This is a genomic window from Alteromonas sp. Cnat2-8 (assembly GCF_022348355.1).
GTDB classification, from domain to species: domain Bacteria; phylum Pseudomonadota; class Gammaproteobacteria; order Enterobacterales; family Alteromonadaceae; genus Alteromonas; species Alteromonas macleodii.
Genome location: NZ_JAKREX010000001.1, coordinates 630,137 through 649,918 on the forward strand (window position 1 = coordinate 630,137; position 19,782 = coordinate 649,918).

Here is a 19,782-nt window from a genome sequence, read left to right on the forward strand (position 1 = left end):
AAAAGCATTACTTTGATTAAAAATCCTCAGCCTTGGCTGGGGATTTTTTTATGCCTTCGTTTTATTCAATACCCCGTTAACTTGCGCGGCACGACTTGTTGTTTATGTTTATTACGCCCACAAAAAAGCCTCCTTTCGGAGGCTCTTAATAGCTTTTGACAAACTAGTGCGTGTTACACTCTGAATTGCTTCGCAATTGACTCAAGGTGCTGCGCCAGGTCAGCAAGCTCATTACACATGCTGCCTAATTCACCTGAACGGCTCGCCGTTTGCTCGGTACGCTCATGAATTTCATCAACGTGACGAACTATGTCAACCGCTACAGTGCGCTGGTCTTCGGTATTGTGCGCAATTTGCTCGTTCATTTGATTGATGCGCCCAATAGTACTGGTAATGGTTTCTAGACTGCTTCCCGCTTTATTAGCCGTCTCTACACTGCTAGTTGCTTGTTCAGTACCACGAGACATTACCTCTACCGCTGAGTGAGCAGCATTTTGAAGCTGTTCAATAGTACTTTGAATTTCTTCCGTAGACTGCTGTGTGCGCGATGCTAGCGTTCTCACTTCATCTGCGACTACCGCAAAGCCTCTACCCTGCTCACCTGCTCTTGCGGCTTCAATGGCGGCATTTAGTGCTAACAGGTTGGTCTGCTCTGCAATACCTTTGATCACATCCAGCACCGAGCCAACTTTATTAGAATCAGACTCTAAACGAGCTATAACGTCAGCGGTTTCGCGTACGTTCTCAGCAAGCTGTTGAATACTGGTAACGGTTTGCTGTACGATTTGACGTCCTTCACTGGCCGCTGTTGTTGCTTCGTTAGCGTCGCTTGCCGCCTGCGCTGCGCTATGTGCAACACCGTCAACAGAGCCACTCATCGTATCTACCGCACGCTTAGCATTGGTTGCAGACTTTTGCTGTACATCAATGGTGCGCTGGGTTTCTTCCGTTACACCGCGTAAGTTCTGCGCTAGGTTTGATAGCGGTAAACTCGCTTCTACCACATCACGCACTACGCCTTGCAGTTTGTCCATGAATTGGTTGAACCAATACACCAACTCGCCAATTTCATCTTCGCTTTTGGTTTCTATGCGAACCGTTAGGTCACCGTTTTCTTGAGCAATATCTTTAAGGGAGCGAACCACGTCATCAATACTTTGCTTAATGCCGCGAACAATAGGTACCGCTGTTCCAAACAGCAATATAGTCACAACCACGGCTAAAATGACGCCTGTGCTAATTAACGAGGTATTGGCACTGTCTGTGTTTTTAAATGCTTCTTCAAATGCCGCCTGTTGAGCATCACGAAATTGAGACATCGCAGCGATGGCACCATCGTATGACTGATTCATTTGGGCTGAGAGTTCGCCTAAACGACTGAAGTCGGCAGTGCCGTTGACCATAGACTGTGATACGTCGTAGGCAACATCGAAATAATTATCAAAGCCTGAGGAGATGCGGGAAATTTCACTACGAAACTCAGGGCTAATAGAAGCAATTTGGTTTAAGCCGCTTTTTGCTTCTTCGGCGAGCTCTTGCGCCATAGTAAGGGTGTCTTGATCACCAGTGGTCACTGCGCTCGCAAGGGTATCGCGAACCTTTTGCATATCAACTAAAGTCGATGCTGATAGTTGAAGGGCAGGAAATTGAACTTTCTGAACTTTTTCTAGCGTTGCACCATTATTGAGTGCGGTATAGACAGTGATAAGCAAGTAAATAATAAAACTTAGCGCTGCGATCCCCGGTATGAGGAAAATCTTTGTCGCAATTGGCATTTTTTTTAGAAAGTTCATCAGCTATCCCACTGTTTTTTATAATTGCTTAACTACGTTTCAGTTTTACCTGAAAAAACATCATAACTAATTTATCTACCCAATAGCTAAAATCTTTAATGAAATTATGGCCTCGCACCAAAATGCAAGGCCATAACGAGTAGTTAGAACGTATAGTTTACGCCTACTTTGAGCAGTGTTGCATCATTTAGATCGTTTAGATCATCTGAATACCAAGTTACGTCAGTTTTAAGTGCAAAACCTGGCTCAACGTCGTAACGAAGACCAACAGTAACTGCCGATACATCTAGCTCCTGTTGAGCAGCAATACCTGCCGCAGTTTGGTAAATACCCGGCGAGCCATTTGCGCCGTTCCACGTAGCATCAACCACTGCATCACCTGTCGCAATCGTAGCAGGCAATGCAGCAATTAAACCTAGCTGAGTACCATTATCCGCTTCTTCAACTTCGTAAGTAATATGTGGTGTAAACTTGCCAAAGCGCATACCCGCCGTAACGTACCATGCTTTATTATCGGCAATAACAGAGCCATCAACTTCTGTTTGGGTAAATTCTGCACCCACAAACCAATCGTACTTATCGATATCAACAGCCACTTCAAAGAAGGTACCTGTATCTTCGTTAACACTCAGGCCTTCAGCGGCTAAAGACGCCGCAGGAATAAAGGCACCATATTGATTTAAACCACCAACAAATGTGTCAAAGTCAGCGTTCGCAGCACTTGTTTTACCACGTGCTAGCAAAGTGCGCGCACTGAACCAATCACGTGTTGCTTCAAATGAAACAGCGACCACGTTTTCCAACTCTAACGCAGCAGGCGTTCCTGAAATGGTGGTATCAGCCTCAACACGACCAACGGTAAACTGCGCACCATATTCCCAGTCTCCTGAGTAGTTCATGTAGTCAACACGAACACCGTCAATGTTGTTGAAGTCAATGCCGTATACAGCATCTGGTGGTGTTAGCCAGTGATACGAGTAACCGATATCTAATGACGCAGAGTACTTAAATAAAGGCATACGAAGACGGCCTGCACTGATATTGAAGTTGTTGTTCAACATATAGGTCATGTACGCCCATTCAAAATCGGCGTCGTAATCTTCACTACCACGGCCAACCAGCTGGGCGGTCGCAGAGAGCTTATCGCTAACATCACCACGAACCTGAAGGCCAAATACACTTGCAGGGTCGAAGTTAAAGTCGCTGTCGTAACCGTACACTGACTCGTCATCGTCTAGTGTCATACCACCAATAAGGTTTGCAAAGCCGTTGATTTGAATATCAGCCAGTGCCGGAGTAGCTAACAGGCCAGCCATAGATAAGATAGCAAGTTTGGTTTTCATGCGTGTTCCTTAAATTCTTTGTATAAACGGTCAGTTAAAAGGTAGCGACTACTCGTACGCTGTCGTTAACAGCGCCAGCGTCGACGTAACCAATTGCGCCAGGGTTTCCTGCTACTGCAGATACAACTTCTGCATCGCTACCCAGAGCTTTTGGTGGTTGACCTTTACCGGTAAATACTAGTTTTGACCAAAACGCAGTTAATTGTGCTGCGGTTTTGTTTAATACCTTGCCGTTAAATTCATCAGTGGCAGATTGGCCTTCAGCTAACGCAACTGGCTCGGCTTGCGTACCGCTTGGAAACGCCTTTGCTTTATTTAGAAATAAACGGCTAATACTATCTTTATCGAGGGTGTCAGCGTTACTTGGATGAACAATAACTGCTACATCGGCAAAAGCTACGTTACAGCACAATCCTGCTGCAAGTATCCATTTCTTCATGATATGTCCTCTAGAGTCTGTTGAATGCTTGCTCTTCGCTTTTAACTTTCTTGCTAACCCGTTTGCACGGAAAGTGGAGCTTTTAAACGGCTTGAGACAAACATGTGCGTGTGTGCTCATACTCATACAACGGGGTAAGTATTGGTCACAATTGCCATATTCGCCAATTTGAGCGTGAAAATTTTAGCGTTTAAAAATTAATGACTTATACAAGCGTTTGATTTTGGCGCGAAGTGTAGATGAAGTTGTAAGTTAAGCAACTATACAAATGTCTAATACATACCTTTATGCATTATGACTACAAATAAGAATTTATGATGAGAACAAAAAAAAGCAAATTATTTTATCTTATTCAGTAGGTTAAGGGAGTTCACCACAAAACGCTTAGTGATAAGCGCTGATATTTACGTATGTAAAAACATACGTAAAAGATAATCCTTACAGCCCCTTCCTGTATATTTTTGAATCAGCCCTTGTTGAGCGTGTATTGAAGAAAATAAAGGATAAGCGGGGCTTGTACCCCGCTAATGGTTACGATTCGCCTTTTTTATAAGGGATCGACTGCTCCAGCTTCTCTATCTCCATTGTTCGTTGAAGTGGAGAACCGGTGTCTCTTGCCAGCCAACTATAAGCGGTGGGAACAACATAAAGTGTCATGAAGGCAGAAACGAGAACACCAGAGAAAATGACCATGCCTATAACCATTCTGCTTTCTGCTCCTGGTCCAGACGCGAGTACAAGTGGTAAGGAGCTAAATACCGTAGTGAAGCCCGTCATTACGATAGGACGTAGGCGCTGCGCGGCTGCGCGTTTAAGCGCATATTCAAACTCCATACCGGCATCCCGTAGTTGGTTTGCAAACTCGACAATAAGAATACCGTTTTTTGCGGCAAGTCCAATTAGCATAACCAAACCAATTTGACTGTATATATTGATCGTCATATCGCTAAAGAATAGCCCGATATAGGCTCCAACAAGCGCCAACGGCACGGTCAGCATGATGACTAACGGGTGCACCCAGCTTTCAAATTGCGCAGCCAATATTAAGTAAGTGACAGCGAGTGCCAGCATAAATACATATACAAATGAATTACCCGCTTCCTGATACAGCTGTGACTCGCCTTTGTAATCTATTGATACATTGTCAGGCAGCTCTGTACTTACAATGTTTTCTAAATATTCAAGTGCCTGCCCTAGCGTATAACCGTCCGCCAAGTTGGCAGAAATAGTGACAGCACGCATTCTGTTGTAGCGGTTTAACTGTGCTGACGTGGCTTGCTCTTCAAACGTGAGTAAATTGTCCATGGGAATGAGCTCGCCAGTGCGAGATGAGCGCACGTACAAATTTTCTATGCTGTTAGGGCTTCGAAAATCTTCCTCTATACCTTCCATGATGACATCGTATTCTTCGCCCCTATCAAGGAATGTTGACACCCTACGCTGACCCAGCATCACTTCCAGTGTGCCGCCAATATCACTAATTGATACCCCAAGATCAGCGGCCCTGTCGCGGTTAATATTCACCAATAGCTGTGGTGAGGTTTCTTTATAATCGGAGTCTAGTCGAATGAGCCTTGGGTTCTGCGCTGCCTTTTGTAGAACAATGTCTCGCCATTCAACCAGATTTTCGTAGGTATCGCCTTGTAAGACGAACTGAACAGGACGGCCGAGGCCTCCTCCAGAAATCCCGCTGCGCATGATGGCAAAAGCACGAACGTCAGGCACGCTGTTAAGTTTGGCGCTGATTTCATCCATGAGCGAAAATGTACTGAAATCTCGCTCATCCCAGTCTGCAGACCCCACAATTGCGATACCCGCATTACCGCCGAAACCAGGTGTTCTAACCAAAAGGCGATTGATTTTCCCACTCTCGCGGTAAGGCATTAAGATACTTTCAATCTTTTCGAGATTCTTTGCGTTACTTTCGAAACTAGCCCCTTCCTGCGCGTTCATCAAAATGAAGAAATTGCCTCTGTCTTCTTTGGGAACGAACTCGCTAGGCACTTTTTCAGAAAGCTGTACCAATGCAACGATAGCAATAGCAAGCATAAGCAGCATCAGAATGGGCTGATGCAACGTTTTACTTAGCGTATTGAAGTAGCCGTTCTCAAGTTTAGAGAACTGCTTGTCCATCCAACTTCCAAAGCCAGACGACCGCGTTCTTTTTTTAAGAATTTTCGACGCCATCATGGGCGACAACGTAAGTGCGGTAAAGCTTGAAAACGCTACCGCAGCAGCTATGGCCAATGCGAACTCCGTAAATAGCCTTCCAATGTTGCCCTCAAGGAAAACCAACGGTACAAACACAGAGATAAGCACCAGCGTTGTTGCAATTACCGCAAACCCAACTTCTTTAGCGCCGCGGTAGGCGGCCAAAATAGGTGGTTCGCCCATTTCTATGCGTCGGTAGATGTTCTCAAGCACAACTATGGCGTCATCCACCACCAAACCGATGGCTAGCACCATAGCAAGCAGGGTAAGAAGGTTGATCGAAAACCCCAGTGCATACATCACGATAAAAGCGGCAATAATAGAAACGGGTACGGTAACTGCCGGAATCAATGTGGCGCGAATATTACCTAGGAAAAGGTAAATAACGATCACCACCATTAGCATCGCTATACCTAAAGTCTCATATACTTCATCAATCGACGCCTCAATAAATACCGAAGAATCATAGCTGGGTACAATAAAAATATTATCAGGAAGGGTGGCTTCTATTCTTTCAATTTGCGCTTTCGCTGCACGGGCAACGTCTAAGGTGTTGGCTTTGGACTGCTTAATAATACCGAGTCCAATCATATTGACGCCATCACCACGAAACTCGGTTTCGTCATCTTCTGCGGTTAATTCAACATGGGCTATTTCGCCAAGCCGCACAAGATAGCCGTTGTCGCCTATCGCAACTGTCAGCGCGGCAAAGTCGTCAGGCGTAAGAAAGGTTCGCGCAACCCGTACTTCAAAGTTACGGTCAGTACTTTCCACTTCCCCTGCCGGCAATTCCACATTCTCGGCGCGAATGACTTGCTCTACATCGTTTACCGTAATACCTCTTGCCGCCATTGCATTGCGGTCTAAGAACACTTTCATGGCATAGCGCCTGCCTCCCCCAATTTGAACTCGGGCGACACCATCGACAATTGAAAGCCTATCCACTAATACGCGCTCGGCGTAGTCAGTTAGCTCCATGGTATTTAGGTTTGTGCTTCGCAAGTTGTACCATACCACGGCACTTTCATCGGAATTTGCTTTAGACACCTCTGGAGGATCAGCTTGGTCAGGCAAGTTATTGAGTGCGCGACTTACTCGCTCGCGCACGTCATTCGCGGCAGCATCAATGTCACGAGAGAGCTTAAATTCAATGGTAATGTCTGAACGACCATTACGAGAGGTCGAGGTAACGTTTTTTATCCCCTCAATACCCGATATTCTATCTTCCAATAGCTGGGTGATCCGAGTCTCAACAATATTAGCCGATGCCCCTGTATAGGTCGTACTCACCGAGACAATCGGTGGGTCGATATCAGGGTATTCACGCAAACTCAACATGGTAAAAGCGACAATACCGAAAATGATCAGCAGTAAATTGATAACCGTTGCGAAAACAGGGCGCTTTACAGAAACGTCTGACAATAACATGACGATATGCTCCCTTAGCGGTTTAATACATTAACCGGAGATTGGTCGCGTACCCGAAGCGTGCCTTCGGTAATGACCTCATCGCCTTCGTTTAACCCACTAACAATTTGCACCAGCCCGGGACGACGCTCACCAATTACCACTTCGGTTTGATGCGCAACGTTATCTTTAACGACATACACATACTGCTTGTCTTGAACGGGAACCAGCGCCTTTTCCGGCAATACCAAAGTATTCAGCACGCGCTTTTCAACAATTACGGTAAGCAGCATACCTGGGCGTAGACGATTATCTTGGTTGTCTATCGTCGCACGTACCCGAATAGAGCGGCTAATCGGGTCGAGTCGCGTGTCAATGTTAGAGATTTTCCCTGTAAACTCTTCTCCGGGGTAAGCCACCGAGGATGCACTTAATGCCTGCCCTTTAGCCACGCTTGCTAGATGGTTTTCAGCGATACTGAAATCGACCTTAATTAGACTGATGTCATCTAAAGTAGTGATAGTGTCACCAGGTTGCACCAAAGAGCCGATACTGATTTCGCGATTACCTAATAGTCCGCTAAATGGCGCGCGTATCTGCAAGTCATTTAGCTGAGCTAGCGCAATATCTAGCTGAGCTTGTAAGGCTTTAACCCGTGCTTGCTGCTCGTCAAGAAGTTGTTCAGAGGTAGCGTTTGACTGACGCAAGTCAGAAATTCGCGTGAACTGGCGTTTGGCCTCATCAATATTCGCCTTAAGTTCCTCTACCCTGGCGCGTTCTTCCGTATTGTTTAGCTGAACCAGTAACTCGCCTTCGGTGGCTTTATCGCCGTCTTCAAAATTAATCGTTTTTACGGTATCGGTGACTTGTGCGGTAATATTCACCGACTCGTTGGCGGTAGCAGTACCTAATGACTCAATAGTAATGGGGAATGCCTGTGATGATACTAAGGCTGTTTTTACCGGCGTCGCCCGCACGCTACTATTACTCGCGCTCTCTTCTTCGGGCATATTCAAATACACTACAACACCTGCAAGTAGTACTACGCCAAGCAACAAAGGCGATAAAGATAATCGTGAAGACATAACCTTTCCTATAGGTAAAAAAGTATCCCATCACGTATTTTTCAAAACGTTTAGGATACTCAAGTACACAAAATCCACTTACGATTCTTCGCAAGCGCCGCTATACGTTAAGATTGTGTACTGCGTTATTATTGTTAGTTGTGTTATTTTTGCGTAGAGTCTGTCTTTTAATATTGATTATTTTTAAAACAATCACAAACAGCTTCTAGAGTATTTTACCCAAATCGATGGTCATCTTATTTCGCTTATCAGCTATATTCGCTGTTTTAACGCTTTTCGCATGTTCACAGTCTTCACCCAACGCGCCGGTTTGTCGCGTTTCCGATAGGCTTTTATCTCAACAAAACCAAGTTGGAGAAAACAGTCCAGCCCCTTTGATTGCTGCCGCGTGCCTAGTCAAAACAAATAATAAGGTACTGTTAGTAGAACACCGTCTTTCAGGTAAATTGGATTTTCCTGGTGGAGGGGTGCTTGAAAATGAATCGGTCGCCTGTACTGCACACAGAGAAACGTGGGAAGAAACTGGGTTCAATGTTGAAGTTACCCAATATTTATCCACCACATCTAATGGACTGGCTATATTTGGTTGTGATTTAGATGCTGGTATTGAGACCCTTCCAGACGCCTTCGATGCGCCTCCTTGGGCCAAATTAGAGATAAAAAAACTCGTAAAAGCCGACCCCTTTACCCTTGACCACGACGCAATGCGTTTCGCTGACGATCTTATTCCCTTGCGCGATGGCTACACCCAATTCGATATAACGCAGCACTGACAAAGCATTGTTCATTGTTGCGGGTATTGGTAAATTGTCACCATGAAAAGAATAGGAGAAGTGGCTTGTTTTCACTGCCAACCTTAAGCCTTAAAGGCAAAGTATCTGAACAAGAATGGCAAACTCGTGTCGATTTAGCAGCATGTTATCGGTTAGTGGCAGATATGCGATGGGGCGACCTTATTTACACGCATATCTCAGCTAAGGTACCGGGCACTGATCATTACTTGGTTAACGCCTTTGGCCTGACGTTTGACGAGGTTACCGCCTCTAACCTGGTTAAGGTCGATTTAGAGGGTAACATCCTTGACGATACACCTTACGGCATAAACCCCGCTGGCTTCACCATTCACAGTGCTATCCACGAAGTGCGCCACGATGCCCAATGCGTTATTCACCTGCATACACTAGCCACAATCTCAGTCGCATCTGTCAAAGGCGGGCTCAAGCCCTGGAGCCAGTATTCAATGTTTTCGCTACCTTCACTTTCTTATCACAGCTACGAAGGTTTAGCCGTTGATGATAGTGAAAAGAAACGTTTGCAGGACGATCTTGGCGACACTAATCACATGCTTTTGCCTAATCACGGCGGTCTAACCCTTGGCCCCACCGTTGGTGACGCCTTTATGCGCTTTTATGATTTGCAGCGTGCGTGCGAAATTCAGCTTGCCCTGATGCAGTCTAATGAAGAGGTTATCGAGATACCGCAAAGCATTATTGATGGCATATACGCACAGGCTAATGTGGTTCACAGCGGCGAAACAGGCGGCCAAAAAGCATGGCCTGCCATGCTTCGCAAAGCTTACAAACTAGACCCGGGCTTCTGCGAATAATTTAGCTTAGCCAGCTAAACGCCAACTTATTTCAAACAGGAATTGTTTATACATTATGAAAGTCACCAAAGTAGAAATTTTTGATATCGAATGCCCTAAGCGCCCTCAGTGGAACCCGGTTTTCGTTCGCGTTTACACCGACGAAGGTATTACCGGTGTGGGCGAAGCAGGACTGGCTTATGATTGGGGTCACAGCGCCGCTGCACACATGATTAAAGAAATTGCCGAAGCCATGCTGATTGGCTTTAATCCTTTTCACACTGAACTGCTGTGGTCGAGAATGCTGCGCGAAGGCTTTTGGGGATTAGGCGGCGGCCCGGTTATTTATGCTGCGATGAGCGCTATTGATACTGCACTTTGGGACATTAAAGGCAAAGCGCTTGGCTTGCCGGTTTACGAATTACTGGGTGGCAAAACTAATGGCAAGCTCCGTAGCTACGCCAGCCAGCTACAGTTTGATTGGGACAAAGAAGTAACCAAGCTTAACGACCCCGCTGACTATGCTCGCGCCACTGAAAAAGCACTTAAAGATGGTTACGATGCGGTTAAAGTTGACCCCATCGTTTACGATAAAGACGGCAACACCCATTTCGACAGGACCAAACTATTTACTAAGCCCGAGCTCAAACTTTTCAAAGCCCGTCTTCAGGCGATTAGAGACACAATGGGCGAAGATGGCGACATCATCTTTGAATGTCACAGCTTATTAGGTGCATCAACGGCTATCCAGCTGGGTGACATCGTTGAAGAAATTGGCTGTCTATATTACGAAGAGCCAGTGAATTACCTTAACTCGAAGCTTCACGACAAAGTAGCGAAGAACGTGAATGTGCCTATTGCGGGCGGTGAACGCTTGTACCACCGCTGGGATGTACGCCCTTACCTTGAAGACCAATCTATTGATGTACTTCAGCCTGACGTTGGCCTTTGTGGTGGTTTCACCGAAGCGAAAAAGGTGTGTGACTATGCCGACATTTACGATGTACGTATTCAGGCTCACGTTTGCGGAGGCCCTGTAGCGACAGCGGCAAGCCTGCATCTAGAAACGGCCATTCCAAACTTCTTAATTCACGAGCACCATACCTACGCTATTAAAGACTGGAACCGTGAACTTTGCATTCAAGATCCTCAGCCAGTAAACGGCTTCATTGAAGCGCCTGACACACCGGGAATTGGTATCGATCTAAACGATGAGGTGGTTTATCGCTCGCCGCACATGACGGTAACTGCGCTTAAATAAAGCTGAAATCCAACGGGTTTATTGAAGGCAATAAACCCTAGGCTAGTTCAGCAGCTTAAGTAAGCTAGCTTTATGCGATGTCGTACCATCGCTTCGCATTTTCGTACAGCAGCGCCGCTTTTTGAGTTACAGAAAGCGGCGTTGTCATATCAATGAACCCATGCCAAAGCGCGGCATACGGCATTCGCCACTGACACAGCGGGAAGTTGCTGGCAAACATCATGTGATCTGTGCCAACGGTGTCCAGCAAGGCTTCAAAAATATAAGACGCACGCTGCCACAGCCAACGGCGATCTTGCATTTCTAATCCTGAGAACTTAAACACAACTTGCTGCGTTTCATTCAAGTCGCGAATACTCTGCCGCCATGTTTTAAACGCAAAGCTATTTACATCAATCGGCGCTATTGCGGCATGATTTATAGCCACTTTTAGCGAGGGTGTTTGTTCTAGTACCGTTAGCAGCGCATGCACAGCATTGCTATCTGCAAGATTTAACTGCGCTTCAAAAGACAAGCCTTGCGACGCCATATGATGAAGTCCCCATTTAACCTTAGGGGTGCGTAAAAGTGCTTTAGCATCGTCATCTAATATGTGACGAAGCCCACGTATTGAGTGGTATCGCTTTAGCTTATCGATATGACTACCGACATTATTTCCTGTTAAATCGATACACCCAACCGAACGGAATGGCAGCGTACAATGACGCTCCAAGAACGCAATTTCACGCCAGGGTCTTTCGTTATCGTAACCCGCTTCAATGTGAACAAAACCGCCTAACTGCCCTAACGACGCGCAATAGAGCATGTGCTCTGTAGTATGTTTTGCAATCGCTTTTTTATCTGGCCAAAAGGGGGCATTGGCTGGTTTCAGCCAACCATAGTGCCCTTCGTTTAAGGCAAAGAAGTGAATATGAGGGTCTATCCAAGTGATTGAAGGCTTGCTCATCTTTGTTTATAAAACCTTGGTTTATGCTATTGCTGATAAGGCATTTCGCGTTGCTTTTCTGTTCAGCCCTATCTATTGTGCTCTTTCTATTGTGCTGTGTAGCCCCCATCCACCGCATACAAGCTACCCGTGATGAACGACGCTTTGTTGCTGCATAGGAAATAAGTCAATTCAGCTACGTCTTCGGGCTGGCCCAAACGTCCAATAGGTTGTGCAGCGGCTTCTTCAGCTACCACTTCATTTTTATCTGCCCCAGAACGTGCCACATAATTATCAATGGCGTTATGAAATAGAGGGGTTTCGATGGTACCCGGGCATACCGCGTTAACGCGGATATTATAGGGTGCGTAGTCAAGCGCGGTGGTTTTCGCCATAGACGCCAACGCACCTTTGCTGACACCGTAGGCGAACGAATTGCGCTTTCCAATAAAGGACTGATCTGAACCCATCACCACAATCGCGCCGCTGCCCTGCTCCTTCATGGTTGGCAGGCAAGACTTAATCGCGCCATACGCCCCTTTTACGTTCAAGTTTAGTACCTTATCAAGCAGCGCTTCATCAGTGTCTTCAATGGTTGCTGAAACATGTATACCGGCATTACATACCAATGCGTCTATGCGTTGATAAGAACTAATAACCTCATTCACCGAGGCTTCAATATTACGCACAACACTTACATCACACGGCTTCCAGATAGCATTAGGTAACGCTTGCTCAAAGTCTCTGATATCTAAATTAATGACTTGATAACCGTTTTGACTAAACAGCTTGCATACCGCAAAACCGATACCCAAGCTTCCCCCCGTTACAATGCAAACTGGGATCTGCGCATCATCACTGCTATGTTTAAGGTTTTTCTTCGCGCTTTCTGGATTCATGTTTTTATGTACCGTGTTGCTTGTGCGTATGTGAACGGGTTATTTCAATGTAGGCTAAGCATGCCAGTGAGAATTTGAATTGCAAGCGAGCTTACCACTTGAGTTCACTTTTCTATATTAACATCAATGCGTCAGTCATCATCATCAGAGCCCGTGTGACCTTTACTGCACATTTAAAGTCCACGAGTCTTGGTAAACCTATGTGTTTCTCTCATATCAGTCCGCATAGATCATTACCCACATCATCCAAATTTATTATTAACTTTCCTTTAACGGACTATTCGGACTACGCTTTTTGTGACTATAATAGACAAAATTAAAACACTTGTTTGAAAAAGGAGTCATCCATGCCTCTGTACCACGCCCCTACGACTGATTTTCAGTTCTTGTTAAAAGACTGGCTTGGACTTGATGCTCACTACGAAAAGCTCGGTATCAGCGACTTTGATAGCGAACTTGCCAACGAAATTATTGCACAGGGTGCAAAGTTTGCTTTGGATGTGGTTGCCCCTCTTAACCGTGAAGGCGATGAAGAAGGCTGTACGCTAAAAGACGGCAGCATTACCACGCCTAAAGGCTTCGCTGATGCCTATCAGGAATATGTTGCTAACGGCTGGAATGCAATGCTAGGTACTGCCGAGTACGACGGGCAAGACTTGCCGTACACCATGGCTGTGCCTGTTCACGAAATGCTAAACGCGGCGAACTTAAGCTGGCGTTTAACCACCATGCTTACTGAAAGTGCAACACTTGCGGTTACTAAACACGCCAGTAGAGAATTAAAAGATATCTACCTTGCTAAGCTAATCAGCGGTGAGTGGACAGGTACCATGAACCTGACCGAACCTCATGCAGGAACAGATTTGAGCTTACTTAGTACCAAAGCAGAGCCACAAGGCGACGGCAGCTATAAAGTCACCGGTAATAAGATTTTTATTACCGCAGGTGATCACGATTGGAGTTCGAACGTTATTCACCTTGTTCTAGCTCGTCTACCTGACGCCCCTAAAGGCGTTAAAGGCATCAGCTTATTCTTAGTGCCTAAGTTCCTTCCAGATGCCAGCAATGAGCCTGGCGAGGCGAACAGCTTGTCAGTAGGAAGCATCGAACACAAAATGGGGATCAAAGCGAGCCCGACTTGCGTGATGAATTTTGACGGTGCAACGGGGTACCTTGTAGGTGAAGAAAACCAAGGCCTAGCATGTATGTTCACCATGATGAACGATGCACGCTTCCAAGTAGGTCTGCAAGGTTTAGGGGCGGCAGAAGCCTCTTACCAAGGCGCGCTGACCTATGCCCGCGAACGCGTTCAGTCTCGCGCACCTCAGGGAATTCAAAATCCAGAAGGCAAAGCAGACCCGATCGTCTTTCAACCTGACGTAGCGCGTATGTTACTTACGCAGAAATCACTGATTGAAGGCTGCCGTGCACTTTCACTTTTCTATGCCAAGTTTATGGACGTTGAGAAGCTTGGTGAAGGTCAAGAAAAAGAAGATGCCGACAAGATACTTCAGTTTTTAACTCCAATCTGCAAAACTTTTATGACGGATATGGGCCTTGAGACCACCAGCCTAGGTGTACAAGTATTTGGTGGTCACGGCTTTATTCGTGAATGGGGTATGGAACAACTTATGCGCGACGTGCGCATTGCTATGTTATATGAAGGCACCAACGGTATTCAGGCGCTAGACCTTATTGGTCGTAAGCTTACCCGAGATGGCGGTCAAATGATGGAAGCGACCTATAATGCGTTTAACGCTTTAGTTAGCGACATTCAAGACAGTGAGGCGAAGGGTCTGGCTCAAGGAATTCTTGATGACTGGCGTGCATCTTCAGCCGATTGCTTAGGTATGGATGCCACCACCGCTGCAGCTGCTGCTTGTGATTACTTGGCATACAGCGCCTATTCATTGATTGGTGTACTGTGGTACAGCATGGCCGACAAAGCGCAGGCATCAGGTAATGCGGTACTTGCAGCGTCTAAGATGAAGACACGTGACTTCTACATGGAACGTATCTTAGTACGTCGCGATGCGCACAAAGCCGCTTATAAAGCTGGCCCTGAAAGCACCCTTGCAATATCAGGTAATGAGTTTGATTATCTGTAGGCAGCTTATTCTGCTATAGCCCGTGAAATATGGGCTATGAACGCAAAAAAGGTCACTATATGTGACCTTCTTTATTATGATTTGAACGAAACTATTAGTCGTTCGCTGCTACTTGGGTTGAAAACGTATCTGAAAACCAATCGTTAAGCATCGCTTTTTCATAAGAAAGCGATTCCGTGCGATTGCGACGAATATTCGACTCCATAAAATCCATATCTTTAAGTTTCACATCTTCACCACTTAAAATGACCTGACCGTCGGCATTAGCCAACGAGTAGCTAAATGTCATTCTAGGAATATCAACGCGCTTAATGATACGGACGTCGCTACCGGCGCCGTTACCGAAGCCGACAAACTGGCTTGGCCAAACTTGGCCAGCTAAATCAACATTTGTTACTGTCATTGACAGCACTTGCGACTCAGGTAAATCACTGGCCAAATCTACAATGTGTTCTTCAAGCTCTTGTAGCGTTCGTTCGCGGAACCGTTTACGAGATTCATTGGTTGGTCTTACATCGCTATAAGACTCAGGTTCTTCCCACGTTATCTTCACCTCAGCGGCTTGAGTGGGAGCAAAAACGGTAAGGAGTCCCACCGCTGTGGCGCAGCTTAAACAAGAAAAAGTACGTAATTTATTCACTTTTATGCTCCTAAATTCAGTCGTTTAAACTATGAGTTAGCAAGACATTTAGAGAAAGCTTAGCATGCAGCAATTGTCGGCTTTTATATCAGCTTTATATTTAACCAACCTTGTTAAAATTGGCTAATCTCGCTTTGCTACTTGCATAACTGACGACTGTTTAATGATTAGGCATAGTTGAACGCGTTTAGTTCCCGTAAAGTTGGGGTTTATATCGTCCTTTTCACAATAGGTGTGATAAAAACGTTTAACGCTTGCGCTATCAGCGGTGATTTGCTGAACATATGTTTGCTGGTAAGGCTTTAAGGGACTCAGCTGGATATTAATTTTATCTTGTAAACTACGCAGTTCCTCTCGCTCCGGTAAGGTGGCAATTGAAACTAGCCATTCAGAAAGCGAGTTCTGGATATCTTCAAAGAGATACTGAACAAAAGGAGACCGCAGCACAATTACCAAAACAATAATTTCAGCAGCGATGATAAAGAACCTTAACATGACTTCTCAGCTAACTTTGACAGACGTTTACTACAAATAGCGCCAAATTTTTAGCACCTTTCTCACTATGTGCTCAACTACACTTTGCCAATTTACATTTTCACAATGCTCACTGTACACGATTCAAACGGTAATTGACCACATTATTATCGACGATAATAGGGTCATATCGGTTTACCTGTAAATACAGCAAACTATACTCATGTATAGTAGGTAAAGCCTAATCGTCGATGTTGGGCATCAAATGGCATCTGGCCGTTATATTAATCCTCATTATTCACGTAGCTGTATTTAACTATTTACAAAGTTACATAGACTGAGGAAATCAAAACAAAAAACGACTTAAGTTCTGAAGTTTCAGTATTGACTGAAACTTTAAAAAGATACACCATACGCCGCATTATTGATCTACATTAAATATGACGTTTTGAACGCAGTTATACTGCACAGGCAGTTCGTTACGTCACATAAGGTTAAGCTATGAATGAACAAATACCGGTAAAGACCGTTACACCGGTAAAAGTACATAAACCCAAAGGTGGACCTGAGGGTAAACGCCACGACTCTCGTAGCCGTATTTATGTGCGGGCTGTACAAGGCCCTCTGGAGACGTTTAGACGCATGTTTGGCCTTTTCTTTTTGGGCCTCTTTGCCATCATTCCATGGATTCAGTACAACGGGCATCAAGCCGTGCTACTCGACATCGGCGAGCAGCGATTTACTATATTCTCTCTAACCTTATGGCCTCAAGATCTCACTTTACTGGCCTATATATTTATTGTTTCCGCCTTTGCACTGTTCTTCGTCACCACTTTCGCTGGTCGAGTGTGGTGTGGATTTATGTGTCCTCAAACAACGTGGGTATACATTTATACGTGGTTCGAAGAGAAATTCGAAGGCCCGCGCAACAAGCGTATAGCGCTAGATGCACGCAAAATGGATGCAGATAAATTTTTGCGTAAAACAGCTAAGCACACCGCTTGGGTATTGGTAGCGCTGTTAACGGCTTTAACCTTCGTTGGCTACTTTACGCCAATTGATGAACTGTTTATCGATTTTGTAACATTTAACACCAGCTTCTGGGCAGGTTTATCGGTTATTTTCTTTGCCGTGTGTACGTACGGAAACGCTGGCTACATGCGCGAAATCATGTGCACGCACATTTGCCCGTATGCGCGTTTTCAGTCTGCTATGTTCGACAAAGACACGTTTACTGTATCGTACGATGCAAAGCGTGGAGAGCAACGCGGCCCGCGATCACGCAAACTTAGTCACGAGCAAGTAAAGGAAAAAGGGTTAGGCGACTGTATAGACTGCAACCTGTGTGTTCAGGTATGCCCAACCGGTATCGATATTCGAAATGGCTTACAATACGAATGCATCAACTGCGGCGCCTGTGTTGATGCGTGTAACGGTGTTATGGATAAAATGGGTTATCCTAAAGGCCTGATAAGCTTTACCTCTGAAGAAGAACTAGCTGGCGGTAAGACTCATATTTTACGTCCAAAGTTAATTGGTTATTTTGTAGTTTTAGTGGTGATGATAGGCTTGCTGTTTGCCAATATTTGGATGCGCAGCCCCACCGAAGTTGACATTATCCGCGACAGAAACTCGCTATACCGCGAAACGAATGAAGGGCTAATTGAGAACGTTTATACAATAAAAGTACTTAACAAAACTCAGCAAACCCAAACCTACTCTATTGCTGTAAAAGGTTTGCCTGACTACAAGTACATTGGTGAGCAAACTGTAACAGTTGAAGGCGGTGCGGTGTATAGCACGCCAATTTCAGTTGCAACTGACGCCTATAATCTGGAAGATACGGTTACCGATATTTTTATCAGTGTAACCACCACTATTGATGGGGAAACGGTTACCGTTGATGAGCCAACTAAGTTCCTTTATCGATGACAGATTTTTCATTCTCTGGGCTTAGCCCAGACACCATATTAGATGCCCTGGAAAGTCAGGGCATTTTTCTTCAAAGCGGTTTGCTAGCACTAAATAGTTATGAAAACCGCGTCTATCAGTTTTTGGCTGAAGACGGTCAGCGCTATGTAGCAAAATTCTATCGCCCAGGTCGATGGACCGACGCTCAAATTCTTGAAGAACACGCTTTTGCTGCAGAGCTAATCGATAACGAAATTCCATTGGCTGCGCCCATTTCTCTCAATGGCAGCACGCTGCATCACCACACCGTGGCCGAAACTGACTATCGATTTGCGTTATTTCCTTCGGTGGGCGGTAGACAATTCGAAAATGACAACCTTGATCAACTCGAATGGATGGGGCGTTTCATTGGCCGTATTCACCGCGTGGCCCATGCTAAAGGGTTTGCACATCGTCCCTCGATTGATATTGAAAGTTACCTCGATGAACCGAAGCAGGTGCTTATGCAAAGCACACTGCTGCCAGAGCATCTAAAGACAGCATTTTTTGCCATACTTAACCCCGTTATTGATGCCACGGAAAAAGCGTATAAGCCAACATCGAGTATTCGGCTTCACGGTGACTGCCACCCAGGCAATATACTGTGGCGCGATGGCCCTACCTTCGTTGATCTAGATGATTGCCGCATGGGCCCTGCTATCCAAGATTTGTGGATGATGCTAAGCGGCGACCGCCAACAACAACTATTGCAGCTCGATACTTTGGTTGAAGCATACGAGGAGTTTCACCCGTTTGACACTGCACAGTTGCCACTTATTGAGCCCCTGCGCGCTATGCGAATGGTGCATTACATGGCATGGCTTTCACGACGCTGGGAAGACCCTGCTTTTCCGCGGGCATTTCCCTGGTTTGCTGAAGACAAATACTGGGAAGGCCAAATACTTGCTCTGAAAGAACAGCTATCGGCCCTTCAAGAGCCTCCACTGAAATTAGGATATTGAGCCAGCCCCTTTACTGCTGAAAAAACGCTTTTTCGATGACCGTTGCCGATAATCTTATGGCGGTTACGAAAAAGCGTAAGGTATAAGAAACCGTATTCGCTATCACTTTTTAACTTAGATATAATCGACAGTGTGTAGGTGCTCTTGTCTAGCTCCGTATTATACCAGTCCGCATAGATAATTACCCACTCAGCGAGAGTTAAAATGTTCGTAATCGCGGCGTGTTACCGTAGGTATAGTGGTTCTACATCAAGGTAACACAACAAAGAGTACGAACATTTTAAACTCGCCCTTCGGGAAGGTCTGGCAAGCTTCCTAGCTGCATTCTGGGAATTTGAAAGGGAACAGCCATTCCTGCATTCCCACGCTTTGCTATGAAGCTTGCCAGCGCCTTCTGAGTGGGCAATGATCTATGCGGATTGGTATTAACTACGGCGACAAGGGTTAAACGGGAAATCAGTGAAAAACTGATGCTGCCCCCGCAACGGTAAACTCAACGCGTTGTCGTTTTCTTTTCATACGCCACTGTCTTTTATGCGTTACGTATTAAACGCCATTAGATGGGAAGGCAAAAGAGCTATTACATTTTTAGTAATGGTGAGTAAGCCCGGATACCGGCCTGTACTTCATGGTGTCGTTTGCTTGCTCACATCCATAATTAAGCAAAAACGTGCACTTTCCCTAATCATGTGCTCGGGTG

General features: G+C 45.5%; 15 protein-coding genes and 1 riboswitch. Of the genes, 6 read left to right on the forward strand and 9 right to left on the reverse strand.

Translation table 11 applies throughout. The features are described from left to right. Window positions 1-173: 173 nt before the first annotated feature. From MHN00_RS02675 to MHN00_RS02695, 5 genes are all read right to left on the reverse strand, one after another. A complete protein-coding gene (locus tag MHN00_RS02675; RefSeq protein ID WP_039224512.1) occupies window positions 174-1,793 on the reverse strand; it encodes a methyl-accepting chemotaxis protein in 1,620 nt (539 codons plus the stop codon). 143 nt (window positions 1,794-1,936) lie between these two features. Next, on the reverse strand, window positions 1,937-3,136 hold the full coding sequence (locus MHN00_RS02680) for a topoisomerase IV (protein WP_239300163.1): 1,200 nt from the start codon (window positions 3,134-3,136) through the stop codon (window positions 1,937-1,939). Between the two features lie 34 nt (window positions 3,137-3,170). Next, window positions 3,171-3,575, reverse strand: coding sequence for a phosphate ABC transporter substrate-binding protein (locus MHN00_RS02685; RefSeq protein WP_039224509.1), 405 nt, complete (start codon window positions 3,573-3,575; stop codon window positions 3,171-3,173). 531 nt (window positions 3,576-4,106) lie between these two features. Then, on the reverse strand, window positions 4,107-7,214 hold the full coding sequence (locus MHN00_RS02690; RefSeq protein WP_239300165.1) for an efflux RND transporter permease subunit: 3,108 nt from the start codon (window positions 7,212-7,214) through the stop codon (window positions 4,107-4,109). Between the two features lie 14 nt (window positions 7,215-7,228). Then, the gene (locus MHN00_RS02695; protein ID WP_014975679.1) at window positions 7,229-8,278 is read right to left on the reverse strand and encodes an efflux RND transporter periplasmic adaptor subunit; all 1,050 of its coding nucleotides are present in this window, start codon (window positions 8,276-8,278) and stop codon (window positions 7,229-7,231) included. Window positions 8,279-8,505: 227 nt separating this feature from the next. Between MHN00_RS02695 and MHN00_RS02700 the strand changes: the two genes are divergently transcribed. The 3 genes from MHN00_RS02700 to MHN00_RS02710 all read left to right on the forward strand — a co-directional run bounded on the left by MHN00_RS02700 (window position 8,506) and on the right by MHN00_RS02710 (window position 11,124). Next, window positions 8,506-9,051, forward strand: a complete 546-nt coding sequence (locus tag MHN00_RS02700) for an NUDIX domain-containing protein (protein WP_101563482.1) — start codon at window positions 8,506-8,508, stop codon at window positions 9,049-9,051. Window positions 9,052-9,116: 65 nt separating this feature from the next. Beyond that, on the forward strand, window positions 9,117-9,884 hold the full coding sequence (locus MHN00_RS02705; RefSeq protein WP_014948258.1) for a class II aldolase/adducin family protein: 768 nt from the start codon (window positions 9,117-9,119) through the stop codon (window positions 9,882-9,884). Between the two features lie 55 nt (window positions 9,885-9,939). Continuing rightward, window positions 9,940-11,124 (forward strand): mandelate racemase/muconate lactonizing enzyme family protein, encoded by a 1,185-nt coding sequence (locus MHN00_RS02710; RefSeq protein ID WP_014975676.1) that lies wholly within the window; start codon window positions 9,940-9,942, stop codon window positions 11,122-11,124. A 70-nt stretch (window positions 11,125-11,194) separates the two neighbouring features. On the opposite strand, the gene MHN00_RS02715 is transcribed toward MHN00_RS02710, so the two are convergent. Both MHN00_RS02715 and MHN00_RS02720 read right to left on the reverse strand, forming a co-directional pair. Then, entirely contained in the window at window positions 11,195-12,070 is an 876-nt protein-coding gene (locus MHN00_RS02715; RefSeq protein ID WP_239300167.1) for an amidohydrolase family protein, read from the reverse strand. Window positions 12,071-12,156: 86 nt separating this feature from the next. Beyond that, window positions 12,157-12,948 carry an SDR family oxidoreductase gene (locus MHN00_RS02720; RefSeq protein ID WP_239300169.1) on the reverse strand — a complete coding sequence of 264 codons (792 nt, stop codon included), beginning with the start codon at window positions 12,946-12,948 and terminating at the stop codon, window positions 12,157-12,159. Between the two features lie 347 nt (window positions 12,949-13,295). Here MHN00_RS02720 and MHN00_RS02725 point away from each other — a divergent pair, with 347 nt between their 5' ends. After that, window positions 13,296-15,056 carry an acyl-CoA dehydrogenase family protein gene (locus MHN00_RS02725; RefSeq protein ID WP_239300171.1) on the forward strand — a complete coding sequence of 587 codons (1,761 nt, stop codon included), beginning with the start codon at window positions 13,296-13,298 and terminating at the stop codon, window positions 15,054-15,056. A gap of 94 nt (window positions 15,057-15,150) precedes the next feature. Here MHN00_RS02725 and MHN00_RS02730 read toward each other — a convergent pair whose 3' ends face one another. Together MHN00_RS02730 and MHN00_RS02735 are read right to left on the reverse strand one after the other, a co-directional pair. Beyond that, the gene (locus MHN00_RS02730; protein WP_014948252.1) at window positions 15,151-15,696 is read right to left on the reverse strand and encodes a DUF3016 domain-containing protein; all 546 of its coding nucleotides are present in this window, start codon (window positions 15,694-15,696) and stop codon (window positions 15,151-15,153) included. 123 nt (window positions 15,697-15,819) lie between these two features. Next, the gene (locus MHN00_RS02735) at window positions 15,820-16,191 is read right to left on the reverse strand and encodes a hypothetical protein (RefSeq protein ID WP_014948251.1); all 372 of its coding nucleotides are present in this window, start codon (window positions 16,189-16,191) and stop codon (window positions 15,820-15,822) included. 480 nt (window positions 16,192-16,671) lie between these two features. Here MHN00_RS02735 and ccoG point away from each other — a divergent pair, with 480 nt between their 5' ends. Then, on the forward strand, window positions 16,672-18,102 hold the full coding sequence (gene ccoG / locus MHN00_RS02740) for a cytochrome c oxidase accessory protein CcoG (protein WP_156077887.1): 1,431 nt from the start codon (window positions 16,672-16,674) through the stop codon (window positions 18,100-18,102). Continuing rightward, window positions 18,099-19,082: a serine/threonine protein kinase gene (locus tag MHN00_RS02745; RefSeq protein ID WP_239300173.1), complete on the forward strand. Its 984-nt coding sequence runs from the start codon at window positions 18,099-18,101 to the stop codon at window positions 19,080-19,082. The genes ccoG and MHN00_RS02745 overlap by 4 nt, the downstream gene beginning before the upstream one ends. Before the next feature lie 403 nt (window positions 19,083-19,485). Continuing rightward, window positions 19,486-19,720, forward strand: a riboswitch (cobalamin riboswitch). Window positions 19,721-19,782: the final 62 nt, after the last annotated feature.